The organism is Paracoccus broussonetiae (genome assembly GCF_031854425.1).
In the GTDB taxonomy this organism is placed as follows: Bacteria; Pseudomonadota; Alphaproteobacteria; order Rhodobacterales; family Rhodobacteraceae; genus Paracoccus; species Paracoccus broussonetiae.
This window is the reverse complement of sequence record NZ_JAVRQI010000004.1, coordinates 98,883-114,938: the sequence shown is the minus strand read 5'-3', so window position 1 is coordinate 114,938 and position 16,056 is coordinate 98,883. Positions and strand designations below refer to the sequence as shown.

Below are 16,056 nucleotides of genomic sequence, written 5' to 3'. Positions count from 1 at the left end.
TATCGCGGCCGTTATGTGGCCGTTCAGCGACTCCGCCGTGGCCATCTGTGGCCGTTTTACATCAGCTTACGACGCCGTGTCACCTCGATATTCAGGTCGGTCAGCTTCTTGCGCAGCGTATTGCGGTTGATTCCCAGTAAATCGGCACATCTCAGCTGATTTCCGCCGGTCGCATCCAGCGCAATCTCCAGAAGCGGCTTTTCGATCTCGCGCAGGATGCGGTCGTAAAGGCCCGGCGGCGGCAGCTGGTCGCCGTGCAGGTCGAAATAGCGCTGCAGATGCATCTCGACCGATTGCGCAAGCCGCGCGTTCGAGGGTTCGGCAACCGGAGCCGTCGCCGGATTCGCGACCGGCATCAGGGTGGCGACCGGCGCGGCCGCGCGTGGCGTCGGCGCCACGACCGAGGCGGGCGCGACGCCCGGCTGCACCGGCATGGTTTCCGACAGCGCGATCCTGACCTCGGCCTCGGTGATCTCGGCCCCGGCGGCGGTCAGCGCCAGCCGGCGCATCAGGTTCTCAAGCTCGCGCACATTGCCCGGAAACGGATAGGAACGGACCAGCGCCGTCGCGCCATCCGACAGCGCCCGATGCGGCAACCCCTGCGAGGCCGCGCGCGCCAGCAGGTGGCGCGCCAGCGGCGGGATGTCGTCCACGCGCGAACGCAGTGGCGGCACGGTGATCGTCACCCCGGCAAGGCGATAGTAAAGATCGGCGCGCAAGCGACCCGCCGCCACGTCGGCCTGCGGCTCGGGCCCGGTGGTCGACACAAGGCGCGGCATCTGGTTGCGGCCCGGTCCGACCTCCCATGCCTCGATCATGCCGATCAGGCGGGCCTGCGCGGCGGCGCCGAAACCGGCCGGATCCTCGATCAGCAGCGTGCCCGCGGCGGCGCGCTCGGCGGCGCGGTGGATGGCTTCCTCGGACAGGTCCGCCGAGGTCAGCACCGCGATCCCGGCATCGCGCCGGTCCGACAGATCATGAAAGGACCGCGCGACCACGGTCTTGCCCACGCCCGCCTCGCCCGCGATCATCACCGGCAGATCGGCATTCAGGACGCGCGCGACCATGCGGAACAGGCTTTGCATCGCGGGCGCGTGCCCGATCAGCGGCAGCGCGGGGTCCGCACCGGCCTCCGGCGCGGGGACTCCTGCCGGGGCTGCTGCCGGTGCAGTGTCGGACTTGCGGACGCGGCGTGACAGCGCCTGCCCTGCGCGGCTCATCAGGTCGGGCAGGTCAAAGGGCTTCGGCAGGTAATCGAAGGCCGCGGCCTCGGTCGCGCGGATCGCGGTCACGATGGTGTTCTGCGCCGAGATCACGATCACCGGCAGGTCGGGACGCAGGCGGCGGATGGCGGGGATCATGTCGATGCCATTGCCGTCGGGCATCATCACATCGGTGATGACCAGATCGCCACGCCCCTCCTCGACCCAGCGCAAAAGCTGCGCGAGCGAGCCGGTGGCGTGAACCCGGCATCCCGCGCGGGTCAGGGCCTGGGTCAAAACGGTGCGGATGGTGCGGTCGTCGTCAGCGATCAGAACGGTGCCGTCCATGAAAAACCTCAGGCTTTGGGAAGAGAGATGCGGAATACGGTGCGACCCGGCCGGGATTCGACATTGATCCAGGCGCCGTGGTCGGTGATGATCTTGGAAACCAGCGCGAGCCCCAGCCCGGTGCCGTTTTCACGTCCCGAGACGAAGGGCTCGAAGACCTGATCGGCAATGGCCTCGGGGATGCCGGGTCCGTCATCTTCGATCTCGACCTGCAAAGGCAGGCTGCGGCCATGGGGTTCGGCCTCGGTCGGGGCCATGCGCAGGGTGCCGTCATAGAAGCTGCGCATGCGGATGGTGCCGGTCTCGCGCCCGGCGCGGCGGATCGCCTCGGCCGCGTTCTTGACCAGATTCAGGCAGACCTGCACCAGCTGGTCATTGTCGGCCAGCGCCGGCGGCAGCGAGGGATCGTAATCGGGCACGATCTTCAACCCCTTGCCAAAGCCGACCGCGGCCGAGCGGCGGACGCGCTCCAGCACGTCATGGACATTCACCTCGGCCAGCTTCGGGGCCGAGGTGTCGCCGAAACGCTCGACCTGGTCCAGCAACTCGACGATGCGCCGGGACTCGGCGACGATCAGGTCGGCAAGGTCGCGATCCTCTGGCCCCAGACTCATCCCGATCAACTGCGCCGCGCCCCTGATCCCGGCCAGCGGGTTCTTGATCTCATGCGCCAGCATCTCGGACATGCCGATGGCCGAGCGCGCGGCCGAACGGACGGCGCGCCCCTGCCCCAGACGCCCGGTGCCGTCGCTGGGCGCGATCAGCAGGACGATCCCGCCCTCGGGACTGGGGACCGGACCGGCATGGACGGTCGCGGTGCGGTCGGCATGGCCGCCGACGCGGTCGCCGATCTCGAAACGCACGCCCGAGCGGTTCAGCGCCTCGTGCCCCTCGCGTACGCGGTCAAGGATTTCCGAGACAGGGGGCACGATATGCAGGCGCTTCTGCATCTCGGGGCCCTCGAGCGCCACCCCCATGGCCGAGCGGCGCGAGATGTTCAGGAAGGCCTCGGCAAGGTCGTTCATGCCGGCGACCCGCCCCTGCGCATCGACGATGATCGCCGGTAGGGGCAATGCGGACCAGTTTGGCCCCACTGCGGCCGGGACGAAATCGCCCGGAAGCCCGGCCTCGTCTGCGGCCGTCCCGGGGGTCGTCGTCCTGGCGCGAAATGTCATTCAGGGGCCTCGGCATAGGGTTCGGAAGTGCGTGCGTCGGAAAATCCGGCCCGGATCGCGGCCAGCGCGGCATCGGGCGACAGCGCGCGCAAAAGCTCGGCGCGGTTCGGGGCGCCGTTCGCCTCGGCATACCAGCCAAGGTGCTTCCTGGCGACGCGCAGGCCCAGTTCGGCACCGTAAAGCGACAGGATGTCTTCGTAATGTTCGGCCACCGCATCGGCCAGCGCGACCCCCTGCGGGATCAGCGGCGCGGGTGTGCCCCAAAGATCATGCGCGATCTGCGCCAGCTTCCAGGGCGCACCCTGCGCCCCCCGGCCGACCATGACCGCATCCGCGCCGGACTGCTCCAGCGCGAGCCGCGCCGAGGCCGCGTCCACCACGTCGCCATTCGCCACCAGCGGCGGGCGGCCCGACAGGTTCGCGACCTTACGGATGCGGCTCCAATCGGCGCGGCCGGTATAGAATTGCGCGCGGGTGCGGCCATGCACGGTCAGCATCCTGACCCCCGCAGCCGCGGCACGGGCGGCAAGCTCGGGCGCGTTCAGGCAATCCTCGTCCCAGCCAAGCCGCATCTTCAGCGTGACCGGCAGGTCGGGAACCGCGCCCACCACCGCCTCGACCAGCTCCAGCGCGTGGTCAAGATCGCGCATCAGCGCGGCGCCCGACAGGCCGCCCGTGACCTTCTTGGCCGGGCAGCCCATGTTGATGTCGATGATCCGCGCGCCCATCCCGGCGACGATGCGCGCGGTTTCGGCCATCGCCCCCGCCTCGCGCCCGGCGATCTGGACGCTGACCGGCAGCACGCCTTCGGTCATTGCCTTGGCGCGAACTGCCATCCGGGTCGAGGGGCGGGGTGTCACCATTTCGGTCGAGGCGACCATCTCGCTGACCATCAGTCCCGCCCCGCCGTGCCGTGCAACCGCGCGGCGAAACGGCAAATCGGTGATGCCCGCCATCGGCGCCAGAAAGACGGGTGGTCCAAGCGGCGTATCGCCAAGAAGGATCGGTTCGGGCAGGCTCATGGGGCAACTCGTATGACGCGCGGCAGGAATGCGAAAGAAAAGGGCGAGTGCCCGATCGGCAGGCTCCGCACCCCCGGCAATATTTGCCCAAAATAGCGGCTTTGTGAGTAAATACCGCGCAGACTTCGTGTCGTCAAATGTCGCAGGAGTTCAGGACCGACGTCGCAGCGGCACTGGAAGGCCGCGGCGACAGGGATTAACTGAAGAAGTGGACGAAAAGGGAATTGCGCGATGTTTCTGTCGGTCTTCGACATCTTCAAGATCGGGGTCGGGCCGTCCTCGTCACATACGATGGGGCCGATGGTCGCCGGCGGGCGCTTCCTGCAGGCGCTGCGTGCCCAGCCCTTCCGCGCGCACGGGCTGCGCGCCAGCCTGCATGGCAGCCTGGCCTTTACCGGCAAGGGTCATGCCACCGACCGCGCCACCATCCTTGGCCTTGCCGGTTTCCTGCCGGAAACGCTGGATGCCGAACGGGCCGAGGCCGCCCTGGCCGAGAATCGCGCCAGCCGGCATCTTTCCCCCGAGGGGTTGGGTGAGTTGGCCTTCGACCCGGAACGCGACCTGATCTTCGATTTCGACCACGCGTTGCCCGGCCATGCGAACGGCATGGTGCTGATGGCGACCGACGCCCAGGGCGACGTGATCTTCCGCGAGGTCTATTACTCGATCGGGGGCGGCTTCGTCCTGACCGAGGCCGAGCTTGCCGCCCGCGGCGACGAAACCCGCAGCGACGACGCGCCCCGCGTGCCCTTTCCCTTCGCGACCGCCGCCGAGATGCTGGACATGGCCGAAAAATCGGGCAAGTCCATCGCCCAGATGAAACGCGAGAACGAACGCGCCCATCGCAGCGATGCCCAGATTTCGACCGGAATCGCGCGCATCTGGCAGGTCATGCGCGATTGCATGGATCGCGGACTTGCGACCGGGGGCACCCTGCCCGGCGGCCTGTCGATCCGCCGCCGCGCCTCGGGCATCCATGAGGCCCTGCTGGCCGAGCGCGGGATGAACCTGACCGCACCCCATGTCATCAACGACTGGATGTCGGCCTATGCGATGGCCGTGAACGAGGAAAACGCCGCCGGGGGCCAGGTCGTGACCGCCCCCACCAACGGCGCGGCGGGGGTCGTGCCCGCGGTCATCCGCTATTGGCTGGACCATGTCCCCGGCGCGTCTGAACGCCAGCTTGACGACTTCCTGCTGACGGCAGCGGCGGTCGGCGGGCTGGTCAAGCACAATGCCTCGATCTCGGGGGCGGAATGCGGCTGTCAGGCCGAGGTGGGTTCCGCCAGCGCCATGGCTGCGGCGGGGCTTTGCGCGGTGCTGGGCGGCACCCCCCGCCAGGTCGAGAACGCGGCCGAAATCGCGCTGGAACATCACCTGGGCATGACCTGCGACCCGGTGCGCGGGCTGGTGCAGGTGCCCTGCATCGAAAGGAACGGGCTGGGCGCGATCAAGGCGGTCTCGGCCGCCAGCCTGTCGCTGCGCGGCGACGGCCAGCATTTCGTGCCTCTGGATGCCGCGATCGAGACGATGCGCCAGACCGGACAGGACATGAGCGAGAAATACAAGGAGACCTCGCTGGGGGGGCTGGCGGTCAACGTCCCGAACTGCTGAGCCCGCGCGCCCGCGCGGAACTTTGCGCAGGAAGTCACACCCCGCACCTGCACGGGCTCGTGACTCTTGCCCAAATCAGGGGGTTCCTGTAGCGATTGTTCTAATCAAAATTCCAAGGAACCGGGACAGAGCAGATGAAATTCCGTTCGGCTTTTGCCGTACTGGCGATGTCGGTGGCCGTGACCGCTTGCGGCGAGCTGCCCTTTCAGAAATCGTCCGAACCCGAAGCACCCGCCGGCCATTTCGGCCCGCCGGCCGTGTCTCCGATCGACCAGCCTATTGAAACCGGGGCCGAAGGCGTCGCCGTCGCGACGGGCGAGGCAAGCACGATGAACACCGCCATGTTCCGCGCCGCCGGGGCGGGCTGGACCGCAACCGCATCGGACAAGCGCGCCGTCCTGGAACGGCCCGGCCAGAAATCCACCGCCGTTTCGGTGCGCCGCATGACCTATGCCCGCGGCGTCGAATTCGTCGGCACCATGAACGGCCAGGTCTTCTCGCTGAACGTGCAGGCGGGCGAATGCAAGGCGGGCGACATGAACACGCCCTTCACCGCCAAGCTGCGCCTTGGCAGCCAGAACCTGACGGGCTGCGCCCAGCCGACCGACACCATGCCCAAGGCGCAGGTGACGGCATCTTCCTCGGCGCCGAAGCCGAAGTCGACGGCGAAACCGGCGGCCCCCGCGGCGAAGCCGGCTGAGCCGGCAGCGGCAGCAGCAGCGACGACGGCGACCACCCCGGCCACCGACAGCACCTCGACTCCGGCAACCACGACCCCGGCCGTGACCGAGCCTGCGACGACGACCGCTCCGACGACGACGGAACCGGCGGCCGCGACGCCCGCGCCGGCAGCGGAACCCGCGACCCCGGCCCCGGCCGAGACGCCCGCGCCCGCGACCGACAGCGCCCCTGCGGCGACCACCGGCAGCAGCGCGGTCCCGGCCCCGGAACTGGTCCTGCCGCCGACGCCGCCCGCCGCAAGCGAGTAAGCCCATCGTCGGGCCGGCGCACCCCCTGCGCCGGTCCTGTCGTCCGCAGCCCTCCTGCGGAATGCCATCCAAGAGGACACGCCGATGCGCGCCCATTCGTTCCTGACCCGCCGATTGCTGGCCTCGACCTTGCCGGCGGCGTTGCTCATCGGCCTTGGCGCCCCGGACGCCTGGGCCGATCCGCTGATCGGCAACAAGCTGAACGGCCGCGGCCTGCCGGGGGGTATCGACACTCCCAGCGCCGAGATGCTGCCGGACGCGACGCTGGGCGCCACGCTCAGCTATTCCGAGCTTGCCCGCCGAAACACCCTGGTCTTCCAGGCGCTGCCCCGGCTCAGCGTCTCGCTGAGCTATGGCCGCTTCGACAGCCTTGAGGAAAGCCGCGGCTATGTCTGGGACCGCAGCTTCGACCTGCGCTACCAGTTCCTGGACGAGGATCCCGATGGCTGGCTGCCGGCGATGGCGATCGGTCTGCAGGACTTCATGGGCACCGGCTTCTACAGCGCGGAATACATCGTCGCGACCAAGACGATCAACCCGCGCCTGCGCGTCAGCGCCGGCCTTGGCTGGGGCCGTCTCGCGCAGTCGGGCGGCATCGGCAGCCCCTTCGGCGACCGGCCCGGACCGGACGAGGAAGAGGGCGGCAAGCCCAATGTCGACCAGTGGTTCAAGGGCGAGATGGCGCCCTTTATCAACGCCACCTGGCAGGCAACCGACAAGCTGGCACTGACCGCCGAATACTCTGGCGATGACTATGCCTGCGAAACCGGCGACGCCGACACGTGCCAGCGCTCGGTCTGGCTCAGCGATCATGACGCCCTGAAGAACAACATCAACCTGGGCGTCAGCTACAACTTCGGCCAGAACTACCAGGTGAGCGGCTATCTGCTGGGCGCCCAGACGGTCGGGCTGCAATTCAGCGTGGCCATGGGCCCGAACCAGGCCCCCTTCCCCTCGGGCATCGAAAAGGCACCGGCGCCTGTTCGGCCGCGTCCCTCGCCCTCGGCCGATCCCGAAGGCTGGTCCGGCGCCTGGTCGGCGGATCCGACCGCGCAGCCCGCGATTCAGGCAGCCTTGCAGAAGGCGTTGGACAAAGAGGGCCAGACGCTGGAATCCATGTCGCTGAGCGCCAACCGCGCCGAGGTCCGCATCCGCAACCGCCGCTATATGCAAGGTGCCGAGGCGCTTGGCCGCACGGCGCGGCTGATGACGCGGGCGCTGCCGCCCTCGGTCGAGACGATGGTCATCACCTTCTCGGAAGACGGGTTGCCGACCACCTCGGTCACGCTGCGCCGCTCGGATGTCGAGCGGCTGGAGAACACCGAGGCCAGCCAGATCGCCAGTGTCGCCGTGCTGACGGATGCCGTGCCGCGGCCGGGCGACCTGACCTATTCCGAAGGCATGTTCCCGCGTTTCCGCTGGGCGCTTAAGCCTTACCTGTCCACCTCGATCTTCGACCCCGACGAGCCGTTCAAATACGAGGTCGGCGGCGAGCTCGCCATGGAATACGAACCGACGCCGGGCCTGGTCCTGGCCGGCAGCATCCGCCAACGCCTGTTCGGTACGACCGAGCAGGAAGGTCCGAACGGCATGTCGCCCGAGGAATACGAGGATCTGGATACCGATATCGGACCGGGCGGCGTGCCGCGCGTGCGTTCGGACGGCCGGATGTATTCGGCCAACAAAAGCCCGACGATCCCGCGTCTGACGCTAAGCTGGTATGCCAAGGCCACGCCGACGGTCTATACCCGCTTCACCGGCGGCCTGCTTGAACGCGCCTTTGGCGGCGTCTCGGCCGAGACGCTGTGGTGGCCGACCAATTCCAACCTTGCTCTTGGCGCCGAAATCAGCCGGGTGAAGAAGCGCGATTTCCGCGATGTCTTCGGCTTCCGCGACTATGAGGTCACGACCGGATTTGTCTCGGCCTATTACGCTTGGGACAATGGCATCAGCGCCCAGCTTGACGTCGGCCAGTATCTTGCTGGCGACAAGGGCGCGACCCTGACGGTCGAGCGCCAATTCGCCAATGGCTGGCGCGTCGGCGCCTGGGCCAGCAAGACCGACATCAGCGCCGAGGACTTCGGCGAAGGATCGTTCGACAAGGGCGTCAGCATCTCGATCCCGCTGGCCTGGGGAACGGGCGAACCCTCGATGCGCCGCGTCGGTGGGGACATCCGCTCGCTTTCGCGCGACGGCGGCAACAAGCTGCGCGTGCAAGGCCGGCTCTACGACAAGGTCCGCGACAGCCAGTCCGGGCAACTTTACCAAGGTTGGGGGAAATTCTGGCGATGATCGGGACCAAGATGCGTTTCCTGCTGGGCGCGACCGTGCTCGCCATGCTTGGCGCCTGTGGCAATGTCGACAGCGAAGAAGGCTCGATCCCCGGCCTGCTGGCCCAGGCGGCGCGGCAGACCGTGGCCAAGCGCGACCGGGCCGAGGTCGCCGAGAAGGTCGATCCGAACCAGATGGCCGCGACCGCGCTGCGCGTGAACAAGGGGCCGCTGATCATGGTCACGCTGGAGCGTGCGAACACGACCCAGGTTCTGGCCATGACCGGCGAAAATGCCGGCCAGCGCACCTATATGACGCAGAACGAGCAGGCCCTGATCCTGCGCAACGGCATGCTGGCCGGGACCCGCGGCCTTGGCCACGACCTGTCCGTGGCCGAGATGGCGCAATCGGCGGCGCTGATCCGCGCGGGCCAAAGCGGCCCCGCAAAGCGCGTCATGCGCTATTGGACCGGCGACGGGCTGGAAAGCCCACTGACGCTGGATTGCACCATCGGTCGCGGCCCGAAACCGGGCGTGATGATCGAAAGCTGCGAAAAGGGCCCGCTGAAGTTCCAGAACAACTATCTGGTCCAGAATGGCCGCGTCACCGTCTCGCGCCAATGGATCGGGCCGGACCTTGGCTACGCCACGATCCAGGAACTGCGGCCCTGAGGGTTGGCAGATCCAGAAAAACGACGGGGGCCCGCGCTTGCGCCGGGCCCTTTTTCATGGCGCCTGGTTCATGCGGCGGCCTGAGATCGCCGTGGGGCGGTCAAACAGTCCAGAGCGGCGGGCCCGGGCACCGGTAGTGCTCTGCGCAGCGTCAGCGCCTCTCTCCGCGCCTCTGCGCATCGGTTGGCGCGAAACAGGCCCCTCATAGCCCACGCCGGACCTTGCATCTTGTGACAGCACACATCAGATCGGCTGGCTGCTGCCTACAGTTCCCAGAGAGGATGCGGGCCGAGACTTGTACGCCGGGTAGATGAGGCAGCGAGACGCGAACCCTGCCCGCATGCCCGGGGCTCTTTGCGTTCGCTTGATGGGCGCGGAGCAGTCAGTGGCTTACCGACCAGAGCGGCGGGCGAGTCCGCCTCATCGGTGAGCCGTCAGCGACTGGACGACTCGGGACAACCCGGCCGATGACCGACAGACTCGCCCCCGGCTGGGCAGCGTCCGCTTGCGACCCGGCGGTTTGCAACGTGATCGGTGTCGATTGGCAAAAGCGCTGCAAATCTAAACGGGTTGGCGAACCGGAGGGGCCGCTTCCCCCCTTAGCAGCATGGCAAGGCATGCGCTCGCCCCCGCCCTTCAGCGCCGCTGGAAATCCGGACAAGACCGCCGACAGGGTCGGAACGGGCGCGAATCCCCCCGCACCCAGGACAGTCGGCGCCCAAGGCAGCGCGTGTCCACGACCCTCAGTTCCCAGCGCAGGGATGGCTGGTTTTCTCAGATCATGCGCACAAGCAGCGCTGAAACAAATGAAAAAGGGCTGACCACTGGGGTCAGCCCTTGATACCAAGTTTCCTTGCGGAAATTACTCGGCGGTGGTGGTGTCGTCGTCGTCGTCGTCATCGTCATCCGAAGCGACAGCGGCGATAACGCCCAGCAGCAGCAGAGCCGGAACGACGAGGCCAGCGTTGGTCGACGCGGGTTTCTCGTCGACGACGACCGGCTCGACATCCACGACGGGGGCGACGTAGCCGCCGGCGAGAGCGGACGATGCCGTCAGGCCGAGGGCCAGGGCAAAGGTAGCAACTTTGGTCATGATCATGCTCCGTTCAGTACTTTGAAGGCTGCCATCTCGGGCAACATCGGTGAGACAGTCGCATATTGCCAATGGCTTGGGAAGCGGTCTTGAAGGACGTGTTTCCATGGCAATTCCGACTGTTGCATATTAGCCAACACCCTTGGGTCTAGGCGGCTAGCCGCTTGCTGGCTGGCCGGTTCCCGCCAACGCCGGAACCCGAATATGACAGCATTATTTCCGGTAAAATACTAGGGACAAAGCATAAAACAGGGCCGAAATTGCGACGATCGAGGGTCCGGCCGGGGTGTCCATTACAAGACTGGCCCAAAGGCCGCCCAGAACCGCCAGAATCCCGATGAAAGTGGCGGAACCGGCCATTCCCTCGGGCGTTTTGGCGAATCCTCGGGCAGCAGCGGCCGGCACGATCAGCATGGCCGAAATCAGCAGCGCCCCGACGATCCGAATCGCGATCGCGACGGTCACCGCAAGGGCCAGGGACAGGATCAGGCGCTCATGCTCGGGGTTGATGCCGGCGGCCATCGCCAGCTCTTCATTGACCGAGGCCGTGACCAGCCGCTGCCAGCGCCAGAGCAAAACCGACAGGACCAGCACCGCCCCCGACCAGATCCACATAAGATCTGTCCGCGTCACCGCAAGGATGTCGCCGAACAGATAGGTTTCCAGGTTCAGACGCAACTGGGGGATGAAGCTTGCCGCCAGCAGGCCAAGGGCCAGCGCCGAATGGGCGATCACGCCCAGCACCGTATCCATCCCCTGCCCCCGTCCGGTCAGCCAGGCGACCAGCAGCGCCATCCCGATCGCGACAGCCAGCGTGCCCGTATAAAAGGGCAGCGCGAAGCCAAAGCTCAGCGCGACGCCCAGGATCGAGGCATGGGCGGTCGAATCGCCGAAATAGGCCATGCGCCGCCAGACGACGAAACAGCCCAGCGTGCCAGTCGCCAGCACCAGACCCAGCCCCGCCAGCAGGGCGCGCATCAGAAAATCGTCGAACATGGCTTAGCCTTGCTGGTGGTGGTGATGGTGGTGGTGATCGTGGGCATGGTCATGCCCCGAATGCGCATCATGGGCGACATGGTCGTGATCATGGTCATGATGGTGGCGATAAAGCGCCAGCGTGCCCTGCGACTCGGCGCCGAACAGCGCGCGATAGGCAGGGGCCGCACTGACCGCCTGAGGTGTCCCCTCGCAGCAGACATGCCCGTTCAGGCAGATCACCCGGTCCGAGGCGCGCATGACCACCAGCAGGTCATGGCTGACCATCAGGATCGCAACCCCGGTCTGGGCGCGGACCTCCTCGATCAGCTTGTAGAAGGCGACGATGCCGGGCTGGTCCAGGCCCTGCGTCGGCTCGTCCAGCACCAGAAGCTGGGGATCGTTCAGCAGCGCGCGGGCCAGCAGGACGCGCTGGAACTGGCCGCCGGACAGCGAAACGATCTGCCGCGCCTGCAGACCCTCGACCCCGGTGCGCTCCAGCGCGGCGGCGGCATCGGCATCACTGACACGCTTGGGCAGGGACAGGAAGCGACGCACGGTCATCGGCATCGCCCGTTCGATATGGACACGCTGGGGCACATAGCCGATGCGCAGCCCGGCCAGCCGCTGGATGCGACCTGCGTCCAGCGCGATCTGGCCCAGAAGCGCACGGACCAGCGTCGACTTGCCCGAGCCGTTGGGCCCGACAACCGTGACGATCTCGGCCGGGTTTATATGCATGTCGATATGGTTCAGCACGGGAAGGTCACCGCCGGGATGGCTGACGGTCAGGCCACGGGCCTCGATCAGCGCGGCGCTCATTCCGGCTGCTTTCCGGCGCAGCGGCTGCACAGGCCCAGCATCTCGACGGTGCCGCGCTCGACGGTGAAGCCATGCGCTTCGCCAAGGGCAAGGATAGCGGCGCGCAGCTCGGGGCTTTCGGCCTCGGCCACCTGCTCGCAACCGCGGCAGATCAGGAAGGCGGGGGAATGGTCGCGCTTGTCCGACAGGCAGGCGGCATAGGCGTTCAGTCGGCGCACGCGATGCGCGAATCCCTGCTCGACCAGAAAATCGAGCGCGCGATAGGCGACCGGGGGCTGCTTGCCGAAGCCTTCGGCGGCAAGCCGGTCCAGCACCTCATAGGCGCCCATGGCCTTGTGCGATTCCAGCAGGATCTCCAGCACGCGGCGGCGCACCGGGGTCAGGCGCACGCCCTCTTCCAGGGCCTGTTCCTCGGCGCGGCGCAGGACGGTGGCGGCGCAATGGGCATGATCGTGGCTGTCGAAAGGGTCGGCCGGACCCGGAGCATGAGCAGACATGTTACAACATCACATTTTTCTTGACGAGTTACGGTATAACATAAATAAACACGCCGTTTCCGCAAGAGAGCCCATCATGCACATCATCCAAAAGCCTTGCCTTTCGCTTGCCGCCCTGACCCTGCTGGGGCTTGGCGCGCTTCCCGCCCATGCCAAGCCGCCGGTCGTCGTCGCCGACATACCGATCGTCGGGGCGATGATCGGGCAGGTCATGGGCGATCTGGGCGCCCCCGTGGTGCTGATGGAGGCGGGCGGCGATCCCCATGACTATCAGATGCGCCCCAGCCAGGCGCGGGCGCTGAACGGCGCGGACATGCTGGTCTGGGTCGGCCCGGCCTTGTCCCCCTGGCTAAGCCACGCGGCGCAGGGGCTGAAGCCCCAGGACAGCCTGGCCCTGCTGGCGCTGCCGGGCACCCATACCCGCGACTTCGGCGCGGCAGACGGGGATCACGATCACGACCACGATCATGACCACGACCACGACCACGACCACGACCACGACCATCAGGGCGGCGACAGCGGTCATGATGGCCACGATCATTCCGGCAAGGATCCCCATGCCTGGCTTGATCCCGCGAACGGGGCGGCCTGGCTGAATGCCATCGCCGACGCGCTGGCCGAACGCGACCCGGACAATGCAGCCACCTATCGCGACAATGCCGCCAAGGGCGTGGCCGAGATCAAGGCTGCGGACGCCGACAACATGGCACGCCTTGCCCCGTTCAAAGACAGCCGCTTTGTCGTCTTCCACGACGCCTATGGCTATTTCACCGAGCATTATGGACTTCAGCCCGCCATCGCCGTCAGCCTTGGCGACGCCTCGGCCCCGTCGGCAGCGCGGCTGAAACAGATCCGGGACGAGATCGCGGGCCAGAACGCCGCCTGCGCCTTCCCCGAGGCGAACCACGACGCGCGCCTGCTGGCGGCCGCGACCGAAGGCACAGACATCCGCCAGGGCGCGGCGCTCGCCCCCGAAGGCAAGCCGTCCGAAGGCCCCCTGTCCTATCCCCAGTTCCTGCGCGACATGGGCGGCGCCATTGCCGATTGCCTGGGCCAGAAGTGACACAATACTGGCCAGGCGGGGCGACCCGCCCGGCCCACCAAGCCGGAAAGACGCGGATTTTCAGACATATGGAGCAGGAAAGAACGCCGGTGCGATTAAATCCGACTCTTTTCCTTTGACATACCATATGTTTTTTGTCAGGTTCACCTCACAAGCGTTAGACACCCGCGACCGCAGAACGAGGAACTGGACATGACCGCGACCCGCCCCGCCGAATTCACGCGCCCCGGTGTGACCGCACTGCAGCGCCTGCCCCAATACGAAGCCGAAACCCTGACCAATGGTGGCAACCAGGCCCTGATCATTCTGGGCGATCAGGTCTATAACCTGCGCATCACCCGCGCCGGCAAGCTGATCCTGACGAAGTAACCGGCCTCCCCGGATTGAAAAGGGCGCGGATTTCTCCGCGCCCTTTTTGGTATTCAGGCGATCAGCCCTTGCGCGGCCCACGCGCGGGACCGCGATCCGATCCGCCCCGCGGACCGGGCTTGCTGCCCGGCTTGCCAAAGGGTTTGCCGCCGGGCTTGCCGCCAAACGGCTTGCCGCCGCGCTCACCCGGCTTGCCGAAGCTCTTGCGCTCACCATCCTCGCGACGGGCGAACGGTTTGCGGTCATCTCCCTCGCGGCGGGCATAGGGCTTACGGTCGCCGTCTTCACGCTTGGCGTAGGGTTTGCGATCTCCATCCTCGCGGCGGGCGAACGTTTTGCGGTCATCTCCCTCGCGGCGGGCATAGGGCTTACGGTCGCCGTCTTCACGCTTGGCGTAGGGTTTGCGATCACCGTCCTCGCGGCGGGCGAACGGCTTGCGGTCATCTCCCTCGCGACGTGCGAAGGGCTTGCGGTCGCCGTCTTCACGCTTGGCGTAGGGTTTGCGATCACCGTCTTCACGCTTGGCGTAGGGTTTGCGATCACCGTCCTCGCGGCGGGCGAACGGCTTGCGGTCATCTCCCTCGCGACGTGCGAAGGGCTTGCGGTCGCCGTCTTCACGCTTGGCGTAGGGTTTGCGATCACCGTCTTCACGCTTGGCGTAGGGTTTGCGATCACCGTCCTCGCGGCGGGCGAACGGCTTGCGGTCGTCCCCATCGCGGCGGGCATAGGGCTTGCGGTCGCCGTCTTCACGCTTGGCGTAGGGCTTGCGATCACCATCCTCGCGGCGGGCGAACGGCTTGCGGTCATCCCCATCGCGGCGGGCGTAGGGCTTGCGGTCGCCGTCTTCACGCTTGGCGTAGGGTTTGCGATCTCCATCCTCGCGACGCGCGAACGGCTTGCGGTCATCCCCATCGCGGCGGGCATAGGGCTTGCGGTCGCCGTCTTCACGCTTGGCGTAGGGCTTGCGATCTCCATCCTCGCGACGCGCGAACGGCTTGCGGTCATCTCCCTCGCGGCGGGCATAGGGCTTGCGGTCACCGTCTTCACGACGGGCAAACGGCGCGCCCGAGCGGCCCTCGCGCTCCTCCCCTGCGGCGCCGCGATCGCGGAAACTGCGGGGCTTCGCATCGGTTTCTTCGCCGGTCAGCAGGCCGCCCAGCTGGTCGCGCAGCACCTTGCGCTTGATCTCGCGGACTTCGTTCTCTTCCATGCCGGTCAGCTTGAAGGGACCATATCCCACGCGGATCAGGCGGTTCACGATCAGCCCGACATGGTTCATGGCACGGCGAATCTCGCGGTTCTTGCCCTCGCGGATGCCGACCGTCAGCCAGGCATTCGCCCCCTGCTGGCTGTCAAGCTTGATCTCCATCGGGGCGAAGTCCTCGCCATCGATGGTGACGCCGCGGCGCAGGGGCGCAAAGGTCAGGTCGTTCGGCGTGCCGTTCACTCGCACGCGATAGCGGCGCAGCCAGCCGGTGGTCGGCAGTTCCAGCCGACGCTTCAGCTCACCGTCATTGGTCAGCAGCAGCAGCCCTTCGGAGTTGAGATCGAGGCGGCCGACGGTCATCACCCGCGGCAGATCGCGCGGCAGCGCGTCGAACACCGTCTGGCGGCCCTTTTCGTCCGACTCGGTCGTCACCAGGCCCAGAGGCTTGTAATACATCCACAGCCGGGTTTCCTGCGGCTCTTCAAGCTTCTTGCCGTCGACGGTGATGCGGTCGCTCGGCAGCACGTCCAGCGCGGGGCTGTCGATCTTCTTGCCGTTGACGCTGACGCGGCCTTCGATGATCATCCGCTCGGCTTCGCGGCGGCTGGCAACGCCGGAACGCGCCATCACCTTGGCGATGCGGTCGCCCTCGGATTTCTGGGATTCGGATTCGGGGGTGTCGGGTATATCGGTCATAGCGATCTCCTGCGCATCTCTGCGGTAGCAAAAGCGGGCGAA

General features: G+C 67.0%; 14 protein-coding genes. 6 read left to right on the top strand and 8 right to left on the bottom strand.

Translation table 11 applies throughout. The features are described from left to right. Positions 1–56 precede the first annotated feature (56 nt). Genes RM190_RS06305 through dusB form a run of 3 tightly spaced genes read right to left on the bottom strand, consistent with a single transcriptional unit; the run spans position 57 to position 3,747 of the window. Complete coding sequence (locus tag RM190_RS06305) at positions 57–1,550, bottom strand: response regulator (RefSeq protein WP_311758569.1); 1,494 nt, start codon at positions 1,548–1,550, stop codon at positions 57–59. A gap of 8 nt (positions 1,551–1,558) precedes the next feature. Then, entirely contained in the window at positions 1,559–2,725 is a 1,167-nt protein-coding gene (locus tag RM190_RS06300) for a two-component system sensor histidine kinase NtrB (protein ID WP_311758568.1), read from the bottom strand. Next, positions 2,722–3,747: a tRNA dihydrouridine synthase DusB gene (gene dusB, locus RM190_RS06295; RefSeq protein WP_311758567.1), complete on the bottom strand. Its 1,026-nt coding sequence runs from the start codon at positions 3,745–3,747 to the stop codon at positions 2,722–2,724. Before dusB ends, RM190_RS06300 begins: the two co-directional genes overlap by 4 nt. A gap of 231 nt (positions 3,748–3,978) precedes the next feature. Between dusB and RM190_RS06290 the strand changes: the two genes are divergently transcribed. From RM190_RS06290 to RM190_RS06275, 4 genes are all read left to right on the top strand, one after another. After that, positions 3,979–5,361: an L-serine ammonia-lyase gene (locus tag RM190_RS06290; RefSeq protein WP_311758566.1), complete on the top strand. Its 1,383-nt coding sequence runs from the start codon at positions 3,979–3,981 to the stop codon at positions 5,359–5,361. 134 nt (positions 5,362–5,495) lie between these two features. Continuing rightward, positions 5,496–6,350: a hypothetical protein gene (locus RM190_RS06285; RefSeq protein ID WP_311758565.1), complete on the top strand. Its 855-nt coding sequence runs from the start codon at positions 5,496–5,498 to the stop codon at positions 6,348–6,350. An 84-nt stretch (positions 6,351–6,434) separates the two neighbouring features. Continuing rightward, positions 6,435–8,642, top strand: a complete 2,208-nt coding sequence (locus RM190_RS06280; protein ID WP_311758564.1) for a YjbH domain-containing protein — start codon at positions 6,435–6,437, stop codon at positions 8,640–8,642. Next, positions 8,639–9,292 carry a YjbF family lipoprotein gene (locus RM190_RS06275; RefSeq protein WP_311758563.1) on the top strand — a complete coding sequence of 218 codons (654 nt, stop codon included), beginning with the start codon at positions 8,639–8,641 and terminating at the stop codon, positions 9,290–9,292. Before RM190_RS06280 ends, RM190_RS06275 begins: the two co-directional genes overlap by 4 nt. 862 nt (positions 9,293–10,154) lie before the next feature. Here RM190_RS06275 and RM190_RS06270 read toward each other — a convergent pair. The 4 genes from RM190_RS06270 to RM190_RS06255 all read right to left on the bottom strand — a co-directional run bounded on the left by RM190_RS06270 (position 10,155) and on the right by RM190_RS06255 (position 12,679). Next, positions 10,155–10,385, bottom strand: a complete 231-nt coding sequence (locus tag RM190_RS06270) for a hypothetical protein (RefSeq protein WP_311758562.1) — start codon at positions 10,383–10,385, stop codon at positions 10,155–10,157. A 213-nt stretch (positions 10,386–10,598) separates the two neighbouring features. Further along, positions 10,599–11,381: an iron chelate uptake ABC transporter family permease subunit gene (locus RM190_RS06265; protein ID WP_311758561.1), complete on the bottom strand. Its 783-nt coding sequence runs from the start codon at positions 11,379–11,381 to the stop codon at positions 10,599–10,601. A gap of 3 nt (positions 11,382–11,384) precedes the next feature. Continuing rightward, positions 11,385–12,182, bottom strand: coding sequence for a metal ABC transporter ATP-binding protein (locus tag RM190_RS06260; protein WP_311758560.1), 798 nt, complete (start codon positions 12,180–12,182; stop codon positions 11,385–11,387). Then, the gene (locus RM190_RS06255) at positions 12,179–12,679 is read right to left on the bottom strand and encodes a Fur family transcriptional regulator (protein WP_311758559.1); all 501 of its coding nucleotides are present in this window, start codon (positions 12,677–12,679) and stop codon (positions 12,179–12,181) included. The genes RM190_RS06260 and RM190_RS06255 overlap by 4 nt, the downstream gene beginning before the upstream one ends. Before the next feature lie 76 nt (positions 12,680–12,755). Here RM190_RS06255 and RM190_RS06250 point away from each other — a divergent pair, with 76 nt between their 5' ends. Both RM190_RS06250 and hemP read left to right on the top strand, forming a co-directional pair. Continuing rightward, a complete protein-coding gene (locus tag RM190_RS06250; RefSeq protein ID WP_311758558.1) occupies positions 12,756–13,742 on the top strand; it encodes a zinc ABC transporter substrate-binding protein in 987 nt (328 codons plus the stop codon). Between the two features lie 192 nt (positions 13,743–13,934). Then, positions 13,935–14,111: a hemin uptake protein HemP gene (hemP, locus tag RM190_RS06245; protein WP_311758557.1), complete on the top strand. Its 177-nt coding sequence runs from the start codon at positions 13,935–13,937 to the stop codon at positions 14,109–14,111. Positions 14,112–14,172: 61 nt separating this feature from the next. Here the strand turns inward: hemP and RM190_RS06240 are convergent, their stop codons facing one another. Further along, positions 14,173–16,014, bottom strand: a complete 1,842-nt coding sequence (locus RM190_RS06240; RefSeq protein WP_311758556.1) for a pseudouridine synthase — start codon at positions 16,012–16,014, stop codon at positions 14,173–14,175. Positions 16,015–16,056: the final 42 nt, after the last annotated feature.